Raw genomic sequence first — 22192 nt, forward strand, 5'->3', positions numbered from 1 at the left:
CCTCTTCGGGCACCCCTGTGTCCGCCGCCGCGCAGACCAGCCGTACCCACCTCGCCCCAACCCCGAGGAGCAGCTCGCAATGACGACTGTCGACAACCGACAGGACTTCAAGGTCGCCGACCTCTCCCTGGCCGAGTTCGGCCGCAAGGAGATCACCCTCGCCGAGCACGAGATGCCCGGCCTGATGGCGATCCGCAAGGAGTACGCCGAGGCGCAGCCGCTTGCCGGCGCCCGCGTCACCGGCTCCCTGCACATGACCGTGCAGACCGCCGTCCTCATCGAGACCCTGGTCGCCCTGGGCGCCGAGGTCCGCTGGGCGTCCTGCAACATCTTCTCCACCCAGGACCACGCGGCCGCCGCCATCGCCGTCGGCCCGAACGGCACCGTGGACAACCCCCAGGGCGTCCCGGTCTTCGCCTGGAAGGGCGAGACCCTGGAGGAGTACTGGTGGTGCACGGAGCAGGCGCTGACCTGGCCGAACACCCCCACCGGCGGCCCGAACATGATCCTGGACGACGGCGGTGACGCCACCCTCCTCGTCCACAAGGGCGTCGAGTACGAGAAGGCCGGCGAGGTCCCCTCGGTCGACACCGCCGAGAACGAGGAGCACCGGGTCATCCTGGAGCTCCTGAACCGCACCATCAGCAACGGCTCCCAGAAGTGGACCCAGCTCGCCTCGGAGATCCGCGGCGTGACCGAGGAGACCACGACCGGCGTCCACCGCCTGTACGAGATGCAGCGCGACGGCGTCCTGCTGTTCCCGGCGATCAACGTGAACGACGCCGTCACCAAGTCGAAGTTCGACAACAAGTACGGCTGCCGCCACTCCCTGATCGACGGCATCAACCGCGCCACCGACGTCCTCATCGGCGGCAAGACCGCGGTCGTCTGTGGCTACGGCGACGTGGGCAAGGGCTGCGCGGAGTCCCTGCGCGGTCAGGGCGCCCGCGTCATCGTCACCGAGATCGACCCGATCTGCGCCCTCCAGGCGGCGATGGACGGCTACCAGGTCACGACGTTGGACGAGGTCATCGACAAGGCCGACATCTTCGTCACCACGACCGGCAACAAGGACATCATCATGGCCTCGGACATGGCCAAGATGAAGCACCAGGCGATCGTCGGCAACATCGGCCACTTCGACAACGAGATCGACATGGCCGGCCTCGCCCAGATCCCCGGCATCGTCAAGGACGAGGTCAAGCCGCAGGTCCACACCTGGACCTTCCCCGACGGCAAGGTGATCATCGTCCTGTCCGAGGGCCGCCTGCTGAACCTGGGCAACGCCACCGGGCACCCGTCCTTCGTGATGTCCAACTCCTTCGCGGACCAGACCCTGGCCCAGATCGAGCTGTTCACCAAGCCGTCCGAGTACCCGACCGACGTCTACGTGCTGCCCAAGCACCTCGACGAGAAGGTCGCCCGCCTCCACCTGGACGCCCTCGGCGTGAAGCTGACCCAGCTGCGCCCGGAGCAGGCGGCGTACATCGGCGTCGAGGTCGACGGCCCGTACAAGCCGGACCACTACCGCTACTGAGCCATAGGGCACAACAGCGGTTCACGGCACAGCAGTAGTTCCTCAGAGGCAGGCCCCCGCACCCCCGTGTCGGGGGCCTGCCCCTTTGGCCTCGTGACCTTCTCCCGGCCGTGCCTTTCCGCCGTGCGACCGTCAGCCCGGACAGACCGCACACCCCGGACAGCCCGTCAGAACCCAGGACCCCCATGCCCCGCGGCCGCTATTCGCTCCACGATCCGCACGATCACACCCCCCTCGCTGAAGAACACTTCCAGTGCGCCCCCGGCCCGTCCGGCTGGCGTTACGTCTCTCAACTGACCACCCCCGACGGCGGTCACAGCGGCTCGGTCGACCTCACCCTCGACGAACTCGGCCGCCCCATCCGCCTCGAACTCCACGCCGCGAGCTGGCAGGTGCGCGGTGCCGCGCTCGACGGTGTCACCTGGGTCCGCACAGACCCCACCGGGACCCACGCCACAGAAGGCAACGTCCCCGCCCACGCCTTCACCGGCACATCCCCCGCATTCCTCGTCGCCACCACCCGTCTCCTGCGCCTCACCCCCTCCACCTCAGCAACCCGCGTACGCCTCGTGGCCTTCACGGACCCCGTCCTCGCCCCGCGCACCGTGGACCAGTCCTGGACCTTGCTGAACAGAGAAGCACACGCCACTGACAACGGCCCCCTGACCGTGGAGGAATACCAGGTCACAGCCCTGGACACCGGCGAACAGCACACCGTGCACATCGCCGGGGACGTGGTCCTCGCCGCCCCCGGAATCGAGCTGGAGGACCTCGAATCCCCGCCATCGGCGTTCCCTGAACCACCGCTCGACTGAACCGACTTCAGCCACGAGAGACCACGAGCGGCTGCGAGCGGTGAAGGGCGGCGAAGGGCGGCCGGGAGTCACGCCGGCGGTACGAACCCCGACGCGGGCTTGCCCTCCGGCGGCACGGCGGGCCGGGAAACTTCGGACGGCCCACCACCGGCCGCGGGTACGCCGGCCCCCCCTGCGCCAGGAGCCGCTTCGGCTCCGTACGCGACGGGCGGCTGAGGAGAGGATGCAGCCACGGGCGGCCCACCCGGGTACGAGTAGCCACCGGCCACCCCGGCTCCAGGGCCGTGCCCCGCCACATAAGAGGGCGCCGGTGCATGGGACGGCGCCGCCTCAGGCGTAGCACCGCCGAAGGCCCGCCGAACCTCGCGCGCCTGCCGCTCCTGCACCACAGCCGCCAGATACGCGCCCGGCGGCACCCCCTGCGGCGCCGGGGCCCCCGTACGTGCCGCGAGATCGGACGCGAGCCGCTCCGCCATGGCCCAGCCGACCTGCTGATCCAGCTGGTGCATCCGCGTCAGGTACTGGCGGATCGCAAGCCACAGACCGTCGGGAACCGCCGACAGATCGAGCTGCGCGAACCGCCCGGCCAGCCAGGGCGGAGGCGGCGGCACAAAGCCACTGGGCGCGACGGGAATCCGCTCCCGTACGACCAGCGTCCCCGCGAACACATCACCGAGCCGTCGTCCACGTGCCGAAACGAGCGAGGCGATACAGGCGACGACCCCGAACGTCATCACGATCTCGACGACCCCGATCGCGCCCCGCACGAGGGCATGCCGGAACCGGATCGGCCCACCGTCGTCCCGCACCACACGAAGGCCCACGGCGAGCTTCCCCAAGGACCGCCCATGGCTCAGCGTCTCGACCGCGATCGGCCCACCCACCAGCACGAGCAGGAACGTGGCGATCGAGATCGCGACCTGTGCCGCGTCGTCGAGAGAAGCGGAAGCGGCCACGAGCGCGACAGTCACGGCGATGTACACGACCATGGCCAGGGTCAGATCGATCAGCACGGCCAATGCCCTGCTGGGCAGCCTCGCAGGGCGCAGTTCCAGCGCCACCGCCTCGCCCGTCACCAGCTCACTCACGCCCGCCGTCCTTCCCCTGACCTGCCTCGTGGACGGCCAGTCTGCCAAGCTGAGGGCGCATCGCGCCCCAGTACGACAAGCTGACTCTCACGACGGCCACCGACGATCAGCCGAGGAGCAGGCAAACCGATGGACCTCGACGTCTTCGTCACCGCCCACCGAGCCGAGTGGGACCGCCTCGACGCCCTGCTCCGGCGCCAGCGCCGCCTCAACGGCGCCGAGGCGGACGAACTCGTCGCCCTCTACCAGCGCACCGCCACCCACCTGTCGCTGATCCAGTCCAGCGCCCCCGATCCCCAGCTCACCGGCCGCCTCAGCCAACTCGTGGCACGCGCGCGTAGTGCCGTCACAGGAACCCGCCGCGCCTCTTGGCGCGATGTCACACGCTTCCTCGCGTACGGCTTCCCCGCCGCCGTCTACCGCTCGCGCCACTGGTGGGTACCCACAGCCTTGCTCTCCACCGTCATTGCGGCCCTCCTGGGCTGGTGGATCGGCACCCACCCGGAGGTCCAGTCCTCCATAGCCGCCCCCAGCGAACTGCGCGAGCTCACCCGCCCCGGCGGCCAGTACGAGACGTACTACTCCAGCCACCCCGCGGCCTCCTTCGCCGCCCAGGTATGGACGAACAACGCCCAGGCCGCCGCGATGTGCCTGGTCCTCGGAGTCTTCCTCGGCCTTCCGGTCCTGTGGATCCTCTTCCAGAACATGCTCAACCTCGGCATCGGCTTCGGCCTGATGTCCGCGGCAGGCCGTCTCGACACCTTCCTGGGCCTCGTACTCCCGCACGGCCTCCTCGAACTCACTGCGGTCTTCGTCGCCGCCGGCACGGGGCTACGCCTCGGCTGGACCCTGATAGACCCGGGCCCCCGTTCCAGGCGCACCGCACTGGCCGAGGAAGGCCGAGCCGCCGTGGGCATGGCGATCGGCCTCGCCCTCGTCCTCTTCGTCTCCGGTGCCATCGAGGGCTTCGTGACCCCCTCCGGCCTGCCCACTTGGGCCCGCATCGCCATCGGAGTCGTCGCCGAGTTGACCTTCCTCGCCTACGTCTTCGTCCTGGGCGGACGGGCCGCGCGTGCCGGCGACACGGGGGATGTCGACGCAGCCGAGCGCAGCGCCGTTGTGCCCACAGCCGCCTGATGTGCAGTCCGGCGTATTGAGCTGCTACTGTCTCCTTCGCCCCACAGGAGCCGTTGACACGGACGATGCGGGGAGGTAGATTCGAACAGTTGCCTGGAGCCGGGTTCATCCCGCTCGGCAGCGGTGAGTGTCTGTCTGCTTCTGGAAATCTCGGATTTTGCAGGAGCCCTTCCCGATAAATCGGAAACAGATGGCCGGTCAGTCCGGCCCGAAACTTCTGATAATGTTGGGAGCGCCGGAAAGGGAAACGCGGAAGCGGGAACCTGGAAAGCACCGAGGAAATCGGAACCGGAAACGGTCTGATAGAGTCGGAAACGCAAGACCGAAGGGAAAAGCCCGGAGGAAAGCCCGAAAGGGTGAGTACAAAGGAAGCGTCCGTTCCTTGAGAACTCAACAGCGTGCCAAAAATCAACGCCAGATATGTTGATACCCCGTCTCCAGTCATTCGGCTGGGACGAGGTTCCTTTGAAAAAACACAGCGAGGACGCTGTGAACAGCCGCCTCATTCCGGTGGCTGTTCCGCTCTCGTGATGTGTGCACCCGATTACGGGTAAACATTCACGGAGAGTTTGATCCTGGCTCAGGACGAACGCTGGCGGCGTGCTTAACACATGCAAGTCGAACGATGAACCACTTCGGTGGGGATTAGTGGCGAACGGGTGAGTAACACGTGGGCAATCTGCCCTTCACTCTGGGACAAGCCCTGGAAACGGGGTCTAATACCGGATACCACTCGCACGGGCATCTGTGCGGGTTGAAAGCTCCGGCGGTGAAGGATGAGCCCGCGGCCTATCAGCTTGTTGGTGAGGTAACGGCTCACCAAGGCGACGACGGGTAGCCGGCCTGAGAGGGCGACCGGCCACACTGGGACTGAGACACGGCCCAGACTCCTACGGGAGGCAGCAGTGGGGAATATTGCACAATGGGCGCAAGCCTGATGCAGCGACGCCGCGTGAGGGATGACGGCCTTCGGGTTGTAAACCTCTTTCAGCAGGGAAGAAGCGAAAGTGACGGTACCTGCAGAAGAAGCGCCGGCTAACTACGTGCCAGCAGCCGCGGTAATACGTAGGGCGCAAGCGTTGTCCGGAATTATTGGGCGTAAAGAGCTCGTAGGCGGCTTGTCACGTCGGGTGTGAAAGCCCGGGGCTTAACCCCGGGTCTGCATTCGATACGGGCAGGCTAGAGTGTGGTAGGGGAGATCGGAATTCCTGGTGTAGCGGTGAAATGCGCAGATATCAGGAGGAACACCGGTGGCGAAGGCGGATCTCTGGGCCATTACTGACGCTGAGGAGCGAAAGCGTGGGGAGCGAACAGGATTAGATACCCTGGTAGTCCACGCCGTAAACGGTGGGAACTAGGTGTTGGCGACATTCCACGTCGTCGGTGCCGCAGCTAACGCATTAAGTTCCCCGCCTGGGGAGTACGGCCGCAAGGCTAAAACTCAAAGGAATTGACGGGGGCCCGCACAAGCAGCGGAGCATGTGGCTTAATTCGACGCAACGCGAAGAACCTTACCAAGGCTTGACATACACCGGAAACGGCCAGAGATGGTCGCCCCCTTGTGGTCGGTGTACAGGTGGTGCATGGCTGTCGTCAGCTCGTGTCGTGAGATGTTGGGTTAAGTCCCGCAACGAGCGCAACCCTTGTCCTGTGTTGCCAGCGTGCCCTTCGGGGTGACGGGGACTCACAGGAGACCGCCGGGGTCAACTCGGAGGAAGGTGGGGACGACGTCAAGTCATCATGCCCCTTATGTCTTGGGCTGCACACGTGCTACAATGGCAGGTACAATGAGCTGCGATACCGTGAGGTGGAGCGAATCTCAAAAAGCCTGTCTCAGTTCGGATTGGGGTCTGCAACTCGACCCCATGAAGTCGGAGTTGCTAGTAATCGCAGATCAGCATTGCTGCGGTGAATACGTTCCCGGGCCTTGTACACACCGCCCGTCACGTCACGAAAGTCGGTAACACCCGAAGCCGGTGGCCCAACCCCTTGCGGGAGGGAGCTGTCGAAGGTGGGACTGGCGATTGGGACGAAGTCGTAACAAGGTAGCCGTACCGGAAGGTGCGGCTGGATCACCTCCTTTCTAAGGAGCACTTCTTACCGGGTTCGCTCGGTCAGAGGCCAGTACATCAGCGAATGTCTGATGCTGGTTGCTCATGGGTGGAACGTTGATTATTCGGCGCACTTGATCGTCTTCTCCTTCTAGTACTGCTCTTCGGAGCGTGGAACGTTGAGGGAAGCGGGGAGTGTGTCGGGCACGCTGTTGGGTGTCTGAGGGAATGAACCCCCTCGTGATGCCGGCCCCAGTGCACTCGGAGTGAAGCTCCGGGGTGATGGGTGGCTGGTCGTTGTTTGAGAACTGCACAGTGGACGCGAGCATCTGTGGCCAAGTTTTTAAGGGCGCACGGTGGATGCCTTGGCACCAGGAACCGATGAAGGACGTGGGAGGCCACGATAGTCCCCGGGGAGTCGTCAACCAGGCTTTGATCCGGGGGTTTCCGAATGGGGAAACCCGGCAGTCGTCATGGGCTGTCACCCGCTGCTGAACACATAGGCAGTGTGGAGGGAACGCGGGGAAGTGAAACATCTCAGTACCCGCAGGAAGAGAAAACAACCGTGATTCCGGGAGTAGTGGCGAGCGAAACCGGATGAGGCCAAACCGTATGCGTGTGAGACCCGGCAGGGGTTGCGCATGCGGGGTTGTGGGATCTCTCTTCTGTCGTCTGCCGGCGACAGGACGAGTCAGAAACCGTTGATGTAGGCGAAGGACATGCGAAAGGTCCGGCGTAGAGGGTAAGACCCCCGTAGTCGAAACGTCAGCGGCTCGTTTGAGAGACACCCAAGTAGCACGGGGCCCGAGAAATCCCGTGTGAATCTGGCGGGACCACCCGCTAAGCCTAAATATTCCCTGGTGACCGATAGCGGATAGTACCGTGAGGGAATGGTGAAAAGTACCGCGGGAGCGGAGTGAAATAGTACCTGAAACCGTGTGCCTACAAGCCGTGGGAGCGTCGGACGGAGCACTTGTGCTTCGTCTCGTGACTGCGTGCCTTTTGAAGAATGAGCCTGCGAGTTTGCGGTGTGTTGCGAGGTTAACCCGGGTGGGGTAGCCGTAGCGAAAGCGAGTCCGAATAGGGCGTTTCAGTAGCACGCTCAAGACCCGAAGCGGAGTGATCTAGCCATGGGCAGGTTGAAGCGGAGGTAAGACTTCGTGGAGGACCGAACCCACCAGGGTTGAAAACCTGGGGGATGACCTGTGGTTAGGGGTGAAAGGCCAATCAAACTCCGTGATAGCTGGTTCTCCCCGAAATGCATTTAGGTGCAGCGTCGTGTGTTTCTTGCCGGAGGTAGAGCACTGGATAGGCGATGGGCCCTACCGGGTTACTGACCTTAGCCAAACTCCGAATGCCGGTAAGTGAGAGCGCGGCAGTGAGACTGTGGGGGATAAGCTCCATGGTCGAGAGGGAAACAGCCCAGAGCATCGACTAAGGCCCCTAAGCGTACGCTAAGTGGGAAAGGATGTGGAGTCGCAGAGACAACCAGGAGGTTGGCTTAGAAGCAGCCACCCTTGAAAGAGTGCGTAATAGCTCACTGGTCTAGTGATTCCGCGCCGACAATGTAGCGGGGCTCAAGCGTACCGCCGAAGTCGTGTCATTGCAGCAATACTCCCAACGGAGGCTGTGATGGGTAGGGGAGCGTCGTGTGCCGGGTGAAGCTGCGCCGGAAGGCAGTGGTGGACGGTTCACGAGTGAGAATGCAGGCATGAGTAGCGATACACACGTGGGAAACGTGTGCGCCGATTGACTAAGGGTTCCTGGGTCAAGCTGATCTGCCCAGGGTAAGTCGGGACCTAAGGCGAGGCCGACAGGCGTAGTCGATGGATAACCGGTTGATATTCCGGTACCCGCTGTGAAGCGTCAAACATCGAACCAGGCGATGCTAAGTCCGTGAAGCCGCCCCGGAGCCTTCGGGCAAAGGGGAGTGGTGGAGCCGACGAACCAGACTTGCAGTAGGTGAGTGATGGGGTGACGCAGGAAGGTAGTCCATCCCGGGCGGTGGTTGTCCCGGGGTAAGGGTGTAGGCCGTGCGATAGGCAAATCCGTCGCACATGAGGCTGAGACCTGATGCCGAGCCGATTGTGGTGAAGTGGATGATCCTATGCTGTCGAGAAAAGCCTCTAGCGAGTTTCATGGCGGCCCGTACCCTAAACCGACTCAGGTGGTCAGGTAGAGAATACCGAGGCGTTCGGGTGAACTATGGTTAAGGAACTCGGCAAAATGCCCCCGTAACTTCGGGAGAAGGGGGCCACACCTGGTGATCCAATTTACTTGGTGAGCTGGGGGTGGCCGCAGAGACCAGCGAGAAGCGACTGTTTACTAAAAACACAGGTCCGTGCGAAGCCGTAAGGCGATGTATACGGACTGACGCCTGCCCGGTGCTGGAACGTTAAGGGGACCGGTTAGTCACATTTCGGTGTGGCGAAGCTGAGAACTTAAGCGCCAGTAAACGGCGGTGGTAACTATAACCATCCTAAGGTAGCGAAATTCCTTGTCGGGTAAGTTCCGACCTGCACGAATGGCGTAACGACTTCTCGACTGTCTCAACCATAGGCCCGGTGAAATTGCACTACGAGTAAAGATGCTCGTTTCGCGCAGCAGGACGGAAAGACCCCGGGACCTTTACTACAGTTTGATATTGGTGTTCGGTTCGGCTTGTGTAGGATAGCTGGGAGACTTTGAAACGCGGACGCCAGTTCGCGGTGAGTCGTCGTTGAAATACCAGTCTGGTCGTGCTGGATGTCTAACCTGGGTCCGTGATCCGGATCAGGGACAGTGTCTGATGGGTAGTTTAACTGGGGCGGTTGCCTCCTAAAGGGTAACGGAGGCGCCCAAAGGTTCCCTCAGCCTGGTTGGTAATCAGGTGTTGAGTGTAAGTGCACAAGGGAGCTTGACTGTGAGACCGACGGGTCGAGCAGGGACGAAAGTCGGGACTAGTGATCCGGCGGTGGCTTGTGGAAGCGCCGTCGCTCAACGGATAAAAGGTACCCCGGGGATAACAGGCTGATCTTCCCCAAGAGTCCATATCGACGGGATGGTTTGGCACCTCGATGTCGGCTCGTCGCATCCTGGGGCTGGAGTCGGTCCCAAGGGTTGGGCTGTTCGCCCATTAAAGCGGTACGCGAGCTGGGTTTAGAACGTCGTGAGACAGTTCGGTCCCTATCCGCTGCGCGCGTAGGAATATTGAGAAGGGCTGTCCCTAGTACGAGAGGACCGGGACGGACGAACCTCTGGTGTGCCAGTTGTTCTGCCAAGGGCATGGCTGGTTGGCTACGTTCGGGAGGGATAACCGCTGAAAGCATCTAAGCGGGAAGCCTGCTTCGAGATGAGTATTCCCACCCCCTTTGAGGGGTTAAGGCTCCCAGTAGACGACTGGGTTGATAGGCCGGATCTGGAAGGCGGGTAACCGCTGGAGGTGACCGGTACTAATAGGCCGAGGGCTTGTCCATATTTGCTCGCGTCCACTGTGTTAGTTCTGAGGCAACGACTGTGTGTTTTCCGGTCTAGTTTCATAGTGTTTCGGTGGTCATAGCGTGAGGGAAACGCCCGGTTACATTCCGAACCCGGAAGCTAAGCCTTACAGCGCCGATGGTACTGCAGGGGGGACCCTGTGGGAGAGTAGGACACCGCCGAACAATCTTTGATGAAAAGGCCCACACCTTATGGTGTGGGCCTTTTCGCGTTTCGGTTTCTGTTTTTAAGGGGGCGCCTTCGCGCCCCCTTTTTTTGTTTACAAACGTCCCGCTGCCTTCAGTGCCAGATACGCGTCTGCCAGCGCCGGTGCCAAGTCGTCAGGAGTCGCGTCGACGACAGTCACCCCGTGCCGGCGGAGTTGCTCCGCCGTGCGCTGACGTTCCGTCTGGGCCTGGGCGGCTGCTGCGGCTTCGTAGATCGCCTCGGTGTTTCCACGGGCTGTGGCCATGTGGGCGATGTGGGGATCCGCCACCGAGGCCAGAAGGACGGTGTGGCGTTGCGTGAGCTGAGGGAGTACGGGCAGCAGGCCCTCCTCGATCGGCGCGGCGTCGAGGCTCGTGAGCAGCACGATCAAGGAGCGGCGAGGGGCCGTACGAAGAGCCGTGGCCGTGAGGCTTCGGGCGTTTGTTTCGACGAGTTCGGGCTCGAGGGGGGCCATCGCGTTGACCAGGGAGGGGAGCAGGTCCTTGGCTGTGCGGCCCTGGACCAGGGCGCGTACTCCGCGGTCGTATGCGAGGAGGTCCACGCGGTCGCCGGCGCGGGACGCGAGGGCGGCCAGGAGCAGGGCCGCGTCCATGGAGGCGTCGAGGCGCGGGGCGTCGCCGACGCGGCCTGCTGACGTGCGGCCGGTGTCGAGGACGAGGAGGATGTGGCGGTCGCGTTCGGGGCGCCAGGTGCGTACGGCGACAGCGCTCTGCCGGGCGGTGGCTCGCCAGTCGATGGAGCGGGTGTCGTCGCCGGGGACGTACTCGCGCAGGCTGTCGAATTCCGTGCCTTCGCCGCGAGTGAGGACGCTGGTGCGGCCGTCGAGTTCGCGCAGGCGGGCGAGCTTGGAGGGCAGGTGCTTGCGGCTGGTGAACGGGGGCAGCACGCGCACCGTCCAGGGGACCTTGTGGGTGCCCTGGCGGGAGAAGAGCCGGAGGGGTCCGTAGGAGCGAATCGTCACGCGGTCGGCCTGGCGGTCGCCGCGGCGGGTGGGGCGTAGGCGAGTGGTGAGGCGTCGGCGTTCGCCTGCGGGGACCGTGAGGTGGTGGCGGGAGGCTTCCACCTCGGTGCCGGGCTGCCAGCTGCTGGGGGGCCAGGCGTCGCGGATGTGGGCGCGGAGGGGGCGGCTGGAGGGGTTGGTGATCGTGAGGGTGACGTCCGCGGTCTCGCCCAGGCGGGCGGAGGTGTCGCCGGAGCGGGTCAGGCCGAGTCGTCGTACGGGAGCCGCCAGGGCGAAGTCGCAGGCGCAGGCCACCGCCAAGGGGCCGTTGACCGCGAGGAAGCCCGTCCAGCTGGGTTCCCAGATGCCGATGGGGAGGGAGCCCACGGCTGCGATGAGGGCGGCTCGTCCGGTGAGGGCCATCAGCGGGGGACCGGGACGTGGGCGAGGATCGCGTTGATGACGGAGTCCGGAGTGACGCCTTCCATCTCGGCCTCCGGGCGGAGTTGCACGCGGTGGCGGAGGGTGGGGAGGGCCAGGGCCTTCACGTCGTCGGGGATGACGTAGTCGCGGCCGGTGAGCCATGCCCACGCGCGCGAGGTGGCCAGGAGGGCCGTGGCGCCGCGGGGGGAGACGCCGAGGGTGAGGGACGGGGACTCGCGGGTGGCGCGGCAGATGTCGACGACGTAGGCGGTGATCTCGGGGGAGACCGTGGTTTTGGCGACCGCTGCGCGTGCGGCTTCGAGGTCGGCGGGGCCCGCTACGGGGCGTACGCCGGCGGCCTTGAGGTCGCGGGGGTTGAAGCCCTCGGCGTGGCGGGTGAGGACGTCGATCTCGTCCTGTCGGGAGGGGAGCGGGATCGTCAGCTTGAGGAGGAAACGGTCCAGCTGGGCTTCGGGGAGGGGGTAGGTGCCCTCGTACTCGACCGGGTTCTGGGTCGCGGCGACCAGGAACGGGTCGGGGAGGAGGCGGGGGGTGCCGTCGACCGTGACCTGGCGCTCCTCCATGGCCTCCAGGAGGGACGACTGGGTCTTGGGCGGCGTGCGGTTGATCTCGTCGGCCAGGAGGAGGTTGGTGAAGACCGGGCCGGGCTGGAAGGAGAACTCGGCGCTGCGCGTGTCGTAGACCAGGGAGCCCGTCACGTCGCTCGGCATGAGGTCTGGGGTGAACTGGACGCGCTTGGTGTCGAGTTCCAATGCGGATGCGAGGGCGCGGACGAGCAACGTTTTGGCGACCCCAGGGACTCCTTCCAGTAGTACGTGTCCGCGGCAGAGGAGCGCGACGACGAGACCGGTCACGGCGGGGTCCTGGCCGACCACGGCTTTGGCGATCTCGGCGCGCAGGGCTTCCAGGGAGGCCCGGGCGCTGTCCGGGTTCCCGGTGGTCCCGGCGTTGTCAGTGGTCGGGTCCATCATGAACGGCGTACCTCTCTTTCGAGGGCGTCGAGTTGGTCGGCTAGGGAGATGAGGGCTGCGTCGTCACTGGGCGGCGGGCCGAAGAGCAGGGAGTGCAGGGGCTGTCCGTCGCCTTCGGTGTGCAGGTGGGCGGACAGGGCGGGGAGCAGTGCTTCGGGTGCGTGTGCCTGGGCGACGGGGACGCCTACGAGGGGGGCGAGGCGGGTGCGGGTGGTGGAGCGAAGAGCGGTGGCCGCGCGGTCGCGGGCGGCCGCCTTGCGGTAGAGGCGGGCGCGGCCTTCGACGGTTTCGGAGGCGCGGATGGCCACGGGGAGTTTTTCGGGCACGAGGGGGCCGAGTCGGCGTGCCCTCCACAGGGCGGCGAGTGCTGCCGCGAAGAAGAGCTGAAGCGTGCCCCAGAGCCAGCCCGAGGGGAGCAGGTCGAGGAAGTCCTTCTGCTCGGCCGGGTCGGCGGCGGAGGTGTCGGAGAGCGAGGGGAGGTACCAGACCAGATGGGGGCGGGAGCCGAGGAGTTGGAGGGCGAGCGAGGCGTTGCCCTGCTTGTCGAGCGTGTCGTTGTAAAGGATGTCGGGCGCGCCGAGTACGACGGTGTCGCCGTCCCCGGAAGCCGCCGGGACGCGCACCAGGGTGGGCAGGCGGTCGCTGGGGTAGCACTCGTCGTTGCCGGGGTGGGTGACGGTGTAGCGGATGCCGCCCGTGTCGGCGGTGCCCGCGCGCCGGGCGGCGGGGAAGGCGCAGTCGGGGGAGAGGGTCGAGTCGAGGCTGGTGGCGGGGTCGGCCACGACGCCGGGGGCCAGGCGCTCGACGGACCAGCTGCCGGGGGCGACGAGGACCGTGCGGCCGTCGGAGTCGGCGGTGGCGGAGTGCAGTCGGCTCTGCTGGCGGTGCGTCAGGAGGTCGGGTACGGCGATCAGGAGCGTGGTGTCCGGGCCGGCCGCGGCGCGTGCCTCGTCCAGGGTGGTGACCACGCGGGTGTCGACGCCCCGGTCGGCGAGCAGTTGGGCGACGGCCCGGCTGCCGAAGGGGTCGGCGGAGCGGGGGTCGAGGCCGCCGTGGTGCTCGGTGGAGCGGATCGCCGCGATCGCCACGGCCGCGACGAGAAGGAGCACGACAGCGAGTACGACGCCTCGCGCGCGGGTCCACACCTGGCGGGTGGTGGGCGAGGCCGAGGTGGACCGGAGCGTGGCCTCGGTGGTCATTCGGCGGCTCCCTGGCGGGCGGGCTGGTCCGCGCTGTGGCTGCTGTTCGCGCTGTTCGTGCCGCTCGTGCTGTTCGCGAGTACTGGCTTGGTGCGTTCCAGGTCGCGGTCGAGGTCGGCGATGCGGTGGTACGACTGCTCGGTCGCGGCGCGGCCGCCGTATGTGACGTCGTCGAAGTCCCGGGCCGCGGAGCGCAGTCGGTCCGTGTGGGAGGGCAGGGCGCGGCCGGCTTCCGCGGCTGCCTCGTCCGCGGTGCGGCCCGGGCGGATGTCGAGGAGGGTGCGTTCCTCCAGGGAGCGGACGATGGCACGCATGCGTTCCTGGACGGCCTGGTTCCAGTGGCCCTGGGCGGCGTGGGCCTCGGCGGCCGCGCGGTGGTCGGCGGCGCTGCGGGGGCGGTCGTCGAACAGGGCGGCGGAGGAGACCGGCGCGCGGCGCGGGCTGCCCAGGCGCCACCACAGGGCGCCGACGACCAGGAGGACGACGGCGATGACGACGACCAGGCCGAGCGGTCCTCCCGGTGTCGCGGACGAGGCGGCGTTGAACAGCTTGTCCACCCAGTCCCAGAAGGCGTTGAGGGCGCGCTGGAACCAGTTGGGGTCGTTCTCGTGGTACATCCGCTTGGACAGCTCGCGGCGGGCCGCTTCCCGCGCGGGGTCGCGCGGGATCGTCAGCGGCGGTTCGTCGGCGGACCGTGCCGAAGACAGCACGGAGGTGTCGCCGGCGCGCAGCAAGGTGAGCACTCCCCCCGGCAGGTTCACCGCATCAGCTCCCGGGAGTGGTGCCGGTGCCGTAGCCCTGGACGCCGGCCGCGCGGGCCAGTTCGAGGTCGAGGGCCTCGCGGCGGATGCGCTGGTCGATGTAGAGGAGCACGGTGACGCCCGCCGAGATCGGGAAGGTGATCATGGAGCCGATCACCGAGCCGATGCCGCTGATGATGAGGAACGTCCAGCCGAGGTCGCCGGTGCCGTCGACGAAACCGCTGAGGCCTTCGCCGCTCAGGGCGGCGGCGAGGAAGCTGAAGGGGAGGACGACGATCGCCGCGACGATGTTCGAGATGATCGCGGCCAGCAGTTGGATGCCGAGAACCCGCCACCAGGAGCCGCGGACCAGCTTGGTGGAGCGCTTCATCGACGTGGTGATGCTCTGCTTCTCCAGCATCAGCGCGGGCGAGGCCAGGGAGAAGCGGATCATCAGCCACACGGCGACGACACCTGCTCCGAGGACGCCCAGGACGGCGAGGGCGATACCGCCTCCGTCCGACCCCGCGACGGCCACGAGGATGCCGGGCAGCGCTCCCACGGTGAGCACGCCGAAGGTGATGAGCAGCAGGAGGAAGATCAGGCCGAACAGCCTGGGTACCTGCGGGCGGGCGTCCCGCCACGCCTCACCGGTGGTGACGGGGCGGCCGAGCACGGCCCGGCTGGTGACGGTCGTGAGCAGTGCGGTGGCGGCGATCGTGCCGATCAGCGAGATCAGGAGGACGACCGAGGTGCCGAGCAGGCTCTCGCCCAGGGCGCGGGTCACCTCGTCGGCGCTGGCACTGGGGTCGCTGAGGCCCTCGGTGCCGGTGCTGTCGTTGAGGACGAAGCCCTGGAGCAGGATGACCAGGACCTCGGTCACGACCGCGACGGTCAGCGAGATGCCCAGGACCGTGCGCCAGTAGGTGCGCATGGTGGAGACCGCGCCGTCGAGGATCTCGCCCACGCCGAGCGGGCGCAGCGGGATCACGCCGGGTTTGGCCGCGGGCGGGGGGCCGCCCCAGCCGCCGTATCCGGGATGACCTGCGTAGCCGCCGCCCCAGCCCGGCTGAGGGCCCTGGCCTCCGGGCGGGCCCGCAGGGGGCGGGGATCCCCAGCCTCCGGGGCCGGGAGGGGGTGGGGGAGGGGCCTGGCCGGGAGCGGCGGGGCCCGTGGGCGCGGACCACTGGGCGGGTGGCGGCTGCTCCTGGGACCACTTCGGGCCGGCGTTCTGCGAGGGGTCCGTCGGATGCTGGGTGGGCTGTGCCGCGTCGGGGGCGGCCGGCGCCGCCGCGGCGCTGTCGGCGGCCTGCTTCACCGTGTCGGGGCCGGCGGAAGGCTTGGTGATGTCGGGGCCGGCGGCGGGCTCGGCGGGCTTCGCGCCGGCGGGCTCGGTGGGGCCGGACGTGCCGGGCTCGGTGGGGCCGGACGTGCCGGGCTCGTGGCCGTCGGACGGGGCGGATCCGGGCGAGGCCCAGCCCGGAGTGTCTTTCATCGTCGCTCCTTCACGGTGCCCGTCCGCGGTCGCGGCGGCAGGTTGGCAGCCATCGTGCCATGGGGTGGCGGACGAAGGACCAGCCGCGGTAGGGGCTGCACACCTTCAATACTCCGCCGGACAAGGGGCAGACTGACGGCATGGCTGATCAGTACGCGCAAACCGGCGAGGACAGCAAGCCCACCGAGATACCGGCGATCCGCTGGGAGGAGCCACCAGAAGGTCCCGTACTGGTGCTTCTCGACCAGACGAGACTGCCGGCCGAGGAGGTCGAACTGGTCTGCACGGACGCGTCCGCGCTGGTGGAGGCGATCCGGTCGCTCGCCGTGCGCGGGGCGCCGTTGCTCGGGATCGCGGGGGCGTACGGGGTCGCGCTCGCCGCCGCGCGCGGGTTCGACGTGGACGAGGCGGCGACCGTGCTGGCCGGTGCGCGTCCGACCGCGGTGAACCTGGCGGTCGGGGTGCGCAGGGCGCAGGACGCCTACCGGGCCGAGCTCGCCCGCAGCGGCGATCAGGAGCAGGCGGCCGCGGCGGTGCTGGCGGCGGCGCGCAGGCTGCACCAGGAGGACGCGGCGGCCAGCGCGGCGATGGCCGAGCGCGGGCTGACGCTGCTGGACGAGTTGCTGCCGGGTGGTGGGCACCGGATCCTGACGCACTGCAACACCGGTTCGCTGGTGTCGGGCGGCGAGGGGACGGCGTTCGCCGTGGCTCTCGCGGCGCACCGGGCGGGGCGGCTGCGGCGGCTGTGGGTGGACGAGACGCGTCCCCTGCTCCAGGGCGCCCGGCTGACGGCGTACGAGGCGGCGCGCAGCGGAATGGCGTACACCTTGCTGACCGACAACGCGGCGGGCTCGCTGTTCGCGGCCGGGGAGGTGGACGCGGTGCTGATCGGCGCGGACCGGATCGCTGCCGACGGCTCGGTGGCGAACAAGGTGGGGAGCTATCCGCTCGCCGTGCTCGCGCGGTATCACCATGTGCCGTTCATCGTGGTGGCACCGCTGACCACGGTGGATCCGGACACGCCGGACGGGGCGTCGATCGAGGTCGAGCAGCGGGCCGGGCACGAGGTCACCGAGATCGCGGCGCCCCAGGTGCCGGTGGTGGGAGGCGGGGCCGGCGGCGGGATTCCGGTGGCGCCGCTGGGTACACAGGCCTACAACCCGGCTTTCGATGTGACACCGCCGGAGCTGGTGACGGCGATCGTGACAGAGGAGGGCGTGGTGTCGCCGGTGACCACTGAGGCACTTGCTGAGCTGTGTGCCAGGGCCCGGCAGGTGACGATCAGCTGATCGAGGAACGGGGACGACGCGGTCCGCCGAGGCACGAACCGCAGACAGTAGCGACCCCATACGACTATCGTCACAGGTCAGTGACCTCCCTCACCAGCGCCCCGGTCACTGTTACGAGAATGGGATGATGTCGTTTATGAAGGGACGAGTCCTTGTCGTCGACGACGACACCGCACTTGCCGAGATGCTGGGCATCGTGCTGCGTGGTGAAGGTTTTGAGCCGTCTTTCGTAGCCGACGGTGACAAGGCGCTGGCAGCGTTCCGCGAGGCCAAGCCGGATCTGGTGCTGCTGGACCTGATGCTGCCCGGACGGGACGGTATCGAGGTGTGCCGCCTGATCAGGGCGGAGTCCGGGGTGCCGATCGTGATGCTGACGGCCAAGAGCGACACCGTCGATGTCGTCGTGGGGCTGGAGTCCGGCGCCGACGACTACATCGTGAAGCCGTTCAAGCCGAAGGAGCTCGTGGCTCGGATCCGGGCACGGCTTCGGAGGTCGGAGGAGCCGGCTCCCGAGCAGCTTGCCATCGGGGATCTGGTCATCGACGTGGCCGGGCACTCCGTGAAGCGGGACGGGCAGTCGATCGCGCTGACGCCGCTGGAGTTCGACCTGCTGGTCGCGCTCGCGCGCAAGCCGTGGCAGGTGTTCACGCGTGAGGTGCTGCTCGAGCAGGTGTGGGGCTATCGGCACGCCGCCGACACCCGGCTCGTGAACGTGCATGTACAGCGGCTGCGCTCCAAGGTCGAGAAGGACCCGGAGCGGCCGGAGATCGTGGTGACCGTCCGTGGTGTGGGTTACAAGGCAGGGCCCAGCTGACATGTCCGGAGACAGTGCCGCTTCGTCGCCCGGGCGGACCGGGGCGAGTGCGGGGCGGCCTGTCGGGCGGACGTCGGCGGGTTCCCGCTGGGGACGTTTCCTCGAGGGCGGGCTGCTGCAGGGCGGAGTCCAGGGCAGCCCGGTCCTGAGGCTCTTCATGCGCTGGGTGCGTCGGCCGCTGCTGCCCGTGATGCGGCTGTGGCGGCGCAACATCCAGCTCAAGGTCGTCGCCACGACCCTGCTGATGTCCCTCGGTGTGGTCCTTCTGCTGGGCTTCGTCGTCATCGGGCAGGTGCGCAACGGCCTGCTCGACGCCAAGGTCAAGGCCTCGCAGAGCCAGGCCACCGGCGGGTTCGCGGTGGCCAAGCAGAAGGCGGACGAGGCAGGCGCCGGGACCGACGACGCGGCCACGGCGGCCGACGACCAGTCCGACCAGTTCGTCATCGAGTGGATGAGCAACCTCGTCTACTCGCTCTCCAGCGGCGGCCAGGGCGCCTTCGACGTGGTCACCCTGCCCGTCGGCGGCGACAGCGGCAGCGGGCGCGGACCGCGTGCCTCCGGTGACGTCGACCCGACGGCCAGCGTGCCCGAGGCGCTGCGCGCGAAGGTCGACGCCAGTACCACCGCCGCCCAGAGCTACACCCGCATCACCTACGACACCGGCCAGGAGTCCCAGCCGGCCCTGGTCATCGGCAAGCAGGTCAACGACCCCAACGGGGACCCGTACCAGCTGTACTACCTCTTCCCGCTCACCCAGGAGGAGAAGTCGCTCAGCCTGGTCAAGGGCACCCTGGCGACCGCCGGGCTCTTCGTCGTCGTACTCCTCGGAGCCATTGCCTGGCTCGTGGTGCGGCAGGTCGTCACGCCGGTGCGGATGGCGGCCGGGATCGCGGAGCGGTTGTCCGCCGGGCGGCTCCAGGAGCGGATGAAGGTCACCGGTGAGGACGACATCGCGCGTCTCGGTGAGGCCTTCAACAAGATGGCGCAGAACCTTCAGCTGAAGATCCAGCAGCTGGAGGACCTGTCGCGGATGCAGCGGCGGTTCGTGTCGGACGTGTCGCACGAGCTGCGGACGCCGCTGACGACCGTACGGATGGCCGCGGACGTGATCCATGACGCGCGCGAGGACTTCGATCCGATGACCGCGCGGTCGGCGGAGCTGCTCGCGGACCAGCTGGACCGGTTCGAGACGCTGCTCGCGGACCTGCTGGAGATCAGCCGGTTCGACGCGGGCGCGGCGGCTCTGGAGGCCGAGCCGATAGACCTCAGGGAGGTCGTGCGGCGGGTGGTCGGCGGGGCCGAGCCGCTCGCCGAGCGCAAGGGCACGACGATCCGGGTGCTGGGCGATCAGCAGCCCGTCGTCGCGGAGGCCGACGCCCGGCGGGTCGAGCGGGTGCTGCGCAATCTCGTCGTCAACGCCGTCGAGCACGGCGAGGGCAAGGACGTCCTCGTCAAGCTGGCGGCGGCCGGCGGGGCGGTCGCGGTCGCGGTGCGCGACTACGGCGTCGGGCTCAAGCCCGGCGAGGCCACACGCGTGTTCAGCCGCTTCTGGCGGGCCGACCCGGCACGCGCGCGTACCACCGGTGGTACGGGCCTCGGGCTGTCCATCGCACTGGAGGACGCGCGACTGCACGGTGGCTGGCTCCAGGCATGGGGTGAGCCGGGCGGCGGTTCGCAGTTCCGGCTGACGCTGCCCAGGACGGCCGACGAGCCGCTGAGGGGCTCGCCGATACCGCTGGAGCCCAAGGACTCGCGGCGCAATCGCGGACTTGATGACGCCGGTCTGCCGCGCGGGGGTGCGGACAAGACCGCCACTGTGCCGGTCCAGCCGACGAGCGGCCCGGTGACATCGCGGGATCCGATAGCGCCGCGTCCGGGCGCGGTGACACCCACGGCCGATCCGACGGCGCTGCCGGGCAATGGCTCGCGTGTGGTGCCGCGGCCCGCGTCGAGTGCGCGGCCGTCCACGCGGGACGGCGGTGCTGCGGGGGGTGGCGACGCGGGCAGCGGTGGGGCTGCGAGCCGTCCCGACGGCGGGTCGCGGGAGTCGTACGAACAGCAGGGGGAGGCCTTCCGTGGACGCTGACCGCGAAAGGAGCGGCCGGCGCACGCCGGGGCGCGCGCTGGCGTACGCCGCGTGCGGGGTCGTACTGCTGGCAGGGTGCGCCTCCATGCCGGACAGCGGCGATCTGCGCGGGGTGGATTCCACGCCGCGGCAGGACACGCCGGTGCGGGTGTTCGCGATGCCGCCGCAGGAGGACGCCGAGCCCACGGACATCGTGCAGGGCTTCCTCGAGGCTCTGACCAGCGACGATCCCCACTATGAGACGGCCCGCAGGTACTTGACCCCCGCCGCGCAGAAGAAGTGGCAGCCGGGGGTGTCCACCACGGTGCTCGACGACGGCCCCGGTGCCGACATAGTGCGGCCCGCCGACCGGGAGCAGGCCGACGGCACGTGGTTCACGCTGATCGGCACCAAGGTGGCCGTGGTGGACGCGCAGCAGTCGTACACGCCGACGTCCGGTGAGTACCGCGAGACCGTGCACCTCGTGCAGGACAAGAAGACCAAGCAGTGGCGGATCGACACCCCTCCGCAGGGTGTCGTCATGGGGAGGTCGGACTTCCAGCGCAACTACGTGTCCGTCAACAAGTACTACTTCGCCTCGGACACCAAGGCGCCGACGGCTCCGCAGACCGTGGCGGTCGCCGACCCGGTGTATGTGCGGGAGCGGGTGGACCCCGTGACGCAGGTGGTGCGGTCCCTGCTCAGCGGGCCGACGAGCTGGCTCGACCCCGTCGTCAGGACCAGCTTCCCCACGGGTACCACCCTCCAGAAGGGGGCCTCGTCGCTGACTCCCGACGACCGGGGCGCGCTGACGGTGCCGCTCAACGACAAGGCCGCGCACGTCAGTCCGGACCGGTGCCAAGCCATGGCCGGTCAGCTGCTGTTCACCCTGCAGAACCTCACTCCGGCCGTGGAGACGGTCGACCTGCAGGCGGGCCGCAAGATGTTGTGCACGGTCGGCATGAACGACGCCAACGGTGTCGCCACGCGCGGTTCGGTCGTGAAGCCGCAGTACCTGTACTTCGTGAACGGTGCGCATCGGCTGGTACGGACGCCTGCCGTCCCGGAAGAGGGCGGTACGAAGGCGAAGCCGCTGGCGGTGCCGGGCGCGCTGGGCGACGGCGACAAGGACCTGCGGTCGGTGGCCGTCTCGCGGGACGAGCACATGGCCGCCGGGGTCGGTCTCGACGGCAAGTCGCTGTACGTCGGGTCCCTGGTGTCGGGCGGATCGCTCGGGGACCCCGTGCTGATCAGCGGCGGCAAGACGGCGGATGCCCCGCTGACCACGCCGAGTTGGGACATCGAGGGCGACCTGTGGGTGGCCGACCGGAATCCCGCCGATCCGCGGCTGCTGCTGTTCAAGGAGGGCGCGGGCAAGCCGCTGACGGTGGAGACGCCCGGGCTGGACGGGCGGATCAAGGATGTGCGGGTGGCCGCGGACGGGGTGCGGATCGCGCTCGTCGTCGAGAAGGGCGGCAAGCAGTCACTGTTCGTCGGCCGGATCGAGCGGGAGGGCAGGACCGGGGACGCGCGGAGCGTCTCGGTGCGGGGACTGCGCTCCACGACGCCCGAGCTGGAAGAGGTCACGACCATGTCCTGGGCCGGCGACAGCAGGCTCGTGGTGGTCGGGCGCGAGCAGGGCGGAGTGCAGCAGACGCGGTACGTCCAGGTCGACGGCTCCACGCCCGAGGGGCCGCCGCCGGCCGCGCTGACGGGCGTGAAGGAGATCGCCGCGTCGGAGGACGACGAGATGCCGTTGGTGGCGTACTCGGAGGACGGGATCGTACGGCTGCCGTCCGGGGCGCAGTGGCAGAAGGTGGACGCGGACGGGACGGCGCCGGTTTATCCGGGGTGACGCGACTCGTGTGAGTGACCGCGGGGGCGATGAGGGTGGGTGACGTGGAGGTGCTGGGGGTGGGGTGA

The 22192-nt window shown here is 67.7% G+C and carries 13 protein-coding genes and 3 rRNA genes; 10 read left to right on the forward strand and 6 right to left on the reverse strand.

The genetic code is table 11. The features are described 5' to 3' along the window. Positions 1 to 79: 79 nt before the first annotated feature. Positions 80 to 1537: an adenosylhomocysteinase gene (ahcY, locus tag OHN19_RS26125; RefSeq protein WP_330266528.1), complete on the forward strand. Its 1458-nt coding sequence runs from the start codon at positions 80 to 82 to the stop codon at positions 1535 to 1537. 185 nt (positions 1538 to 1722) lie between these two features. Next, positions 1723 to 2352, forward strand: coding sequence for a hypothetical protein (locus tag OHN19_RS26130; RefSeq protein WP_330266529.1), 630 nt, complete (start codon positions 1723 to 1725; stop codon positions 2350 to 2352). 68 nt (positions 2353 to 2420) lie between these two features. Here OHN19_RS26130 and OHN19_RS26135 read toward each other — a convergent pair whose 3' ends face one another. Then, complete coding sequence (locus OHN19_RS26135; RefSeq protein ID WP_330266530.1) at positions 2421 to 3440, reverse strand: RDD family protein; 1020 nt, start codon at positions 3438 to 3440, stop codon at positions 2421 to 2423. 129 nt (positions 3441 to 3569) lie between these two features. Here OHN19_RS26135 and OHN19_RS26140 point away from each other — a divergent pair, with 129 nt between their 5' ends. The 4 genes from OHN19_RS26140 to rrf all read left to right on the forward strand — a co-directional run bounded on the left by OHN19_RS26140 (position 3570) and on the right by rrf (position 10269). Then, positions 3570 to 4577 carry a stage II sporulation protein M gene (locus OHN19_RS26140; protein ID WP_330266531.1) on the forward strand — a complete coding sequence of 336 codons (1008 nt, stop codon included), beginning with the start codon at positions 3570 to 3572 and terminating at the stop codon, positions 4575 to 4577. Positions 4578 to 5134: 557 nt separating this feature from the next. Next, a 16S ribosomal RNA gene (locus tag OHN19_RS26145) occupies positions 5135 to 6660 on the forward strand. A 301-nt stretch (positions 6661 to 6961) separates the two neighbouring features. Further along, positions 6962 to 10083: ribosomal RNA gene (locus tag OHN19_RS26150) — 23S ribosomal RNA — on the forward strand. 69 nt (positions 10084 to 10152) lie between these two features. Next, positions 10153 to 10269, forward strand: a 5S ribosomal RNA gene (gene rrf, locus OHN19_RS26155). Together the 16S, 23S and 5S rRNA genes form the textbook arrangement of a ribosomal RNA operon. A 95-nt stretch (positions 10270 to 10364) precedes the next feature. On the opposite strand, the gene OHN19_RS26160 is transcribed toward rrf, so the two are convergent. Genes OHN19_RS26160 through OHN19_RS26180 form a run of 5 tightly spaced genes read right to left on the reverse strand, consistent with a single transcriptional unit; the run spans position 10365 to position 16101 of the window. Then, entirely contained in the window at positions 10365 to 11675 is a 1311-nt protein-coding gene (locus OHN19_RS26160; protein ID WP_330266532.1) for a DUF58 domain-containing protein, read from the reverse strand. Further along, on the reverse strand, positions 11675 to 12664 hold the full coding sequence (locus OHN19_RS26165) for a MoxR family ATPase (protein WP_330266533.1): 990 nt from the start codon (positions 12662 to 12664) through the stop codon (positions 11675 to 11677). Before OHN19_RS26165 ends, OHN19_RS26160 begins: the two co-directional genes overlap by 1 nt. Continuing rightward, the gene (locus tag OHN19_RS26170; RefSeq protein ID WP_330266534.1) at positions 12664 to 13866 is read right to left on the reverse strand and encodes a DUF4350 domain-containing protein; all 1203 of its coding nucleotides are present in this window, start codon (positions 13864 to 13866) and stop codon (positions 12664 to 12666) included. Before OHN19_RS26170 ends, OHN19_RS26165 begins: the two co-directional genes overlap by 1 nt. Further along, a complete protein-coding gene (locus OHN19_RS26175) occupies positions 13863 to 14627 on the reverse strand; it encodes a DUF4129 domain-containing protein (protein ID WP_330266535.1) in 765 nt (254 codons plus the stop codon). Before OHN19_RS26175 ends, OHN19_RS26170 begins: the two co-directional genes overlap by 4 nt. A 4-nt stretch (positions 14628 to 14631) precedes the next feature. Further along, complete coding sequence (locus OHN19_RS26180) at positions 14632 to 16101, reverse strand: hypothetical protein (protein ID WP_330266536.1); 1470 nt, start codon at positions 16099 to 16101, stop codon at positions 14632 to 14634. A gap of 140 nt (positions 16102 to 16241) precedes the next feature. Between OHN19_RS26180 and mtnA the strand changes: the two genes are divergently transcribed. From mtnA to OHN19_RS26200, 4 genes are all read left to right on the forward strand, one after another. Further along, entirely contained in the window at positions 16242 to 17390 is a 1149-nt protein-coding gene (gene mtnA, locus OHN19_RS26185) for an S-methyl-5-thioribose-1-phosphate isomerase (RefSeq protein WP_330266537.1), read from the forward strand. 124 nt (positions 17391 to 17514) lie between these two features. Beyond that, the gene (mtrA, locus tag OHN19_RS26190; RefSeq protein WP_187283109.1) at positions 17515 to 18204 is read left to right on the forward strand and encodes a two-component system response regulator MtrA; all 690 of its coding nucleotides are present in this window, start codon (positions 17515 to 17517) and stop codon (positions 18202 to 18204) included. A 1-nt stretch (position 18205) separates the two neighbouring features. Then, positions 18206 to 20290 carry an MtrAB system histidine kinase MtrB gene (gene mtrB, locus OHN19_RS26195; protein WP_330266538.1) on the forward strand — a complete coding sequence of 695 codons (2085 nt, stop codon included), beginning with the start codon at positions 18206 to 18208 and terminating at the stop codon, positions 20288 to 20290. Then, on the forward strand, positions 20280 to 22124 hold the full coding sequence (locus tag OHN19_RS26200) for an LpqB family beta-propeller domain-containing protein (RefSeq protein ID WP_330266539.1): 1845 nt from the start codon (positions 20280 to 20282) through the stop codon (positions 22122 to 22124). The genes mtrB and OHN19_RS26200 overlap by 11 nt, the downstream gene beginning before the upstream one ends. Positions 22125 to 22192: the final 68 nt, after the last annotated feature.

It is taken from the genome of Streptomyces griseorubiginosus, assembly GCF_036345115.1.
Classification (GTDB): Bacteria; Actinomycetota; Actinomycetes; order Streptomycetales; family Streptomycetaceae; genus Streptomyces; species Streptomyces griseorubiginosus_C.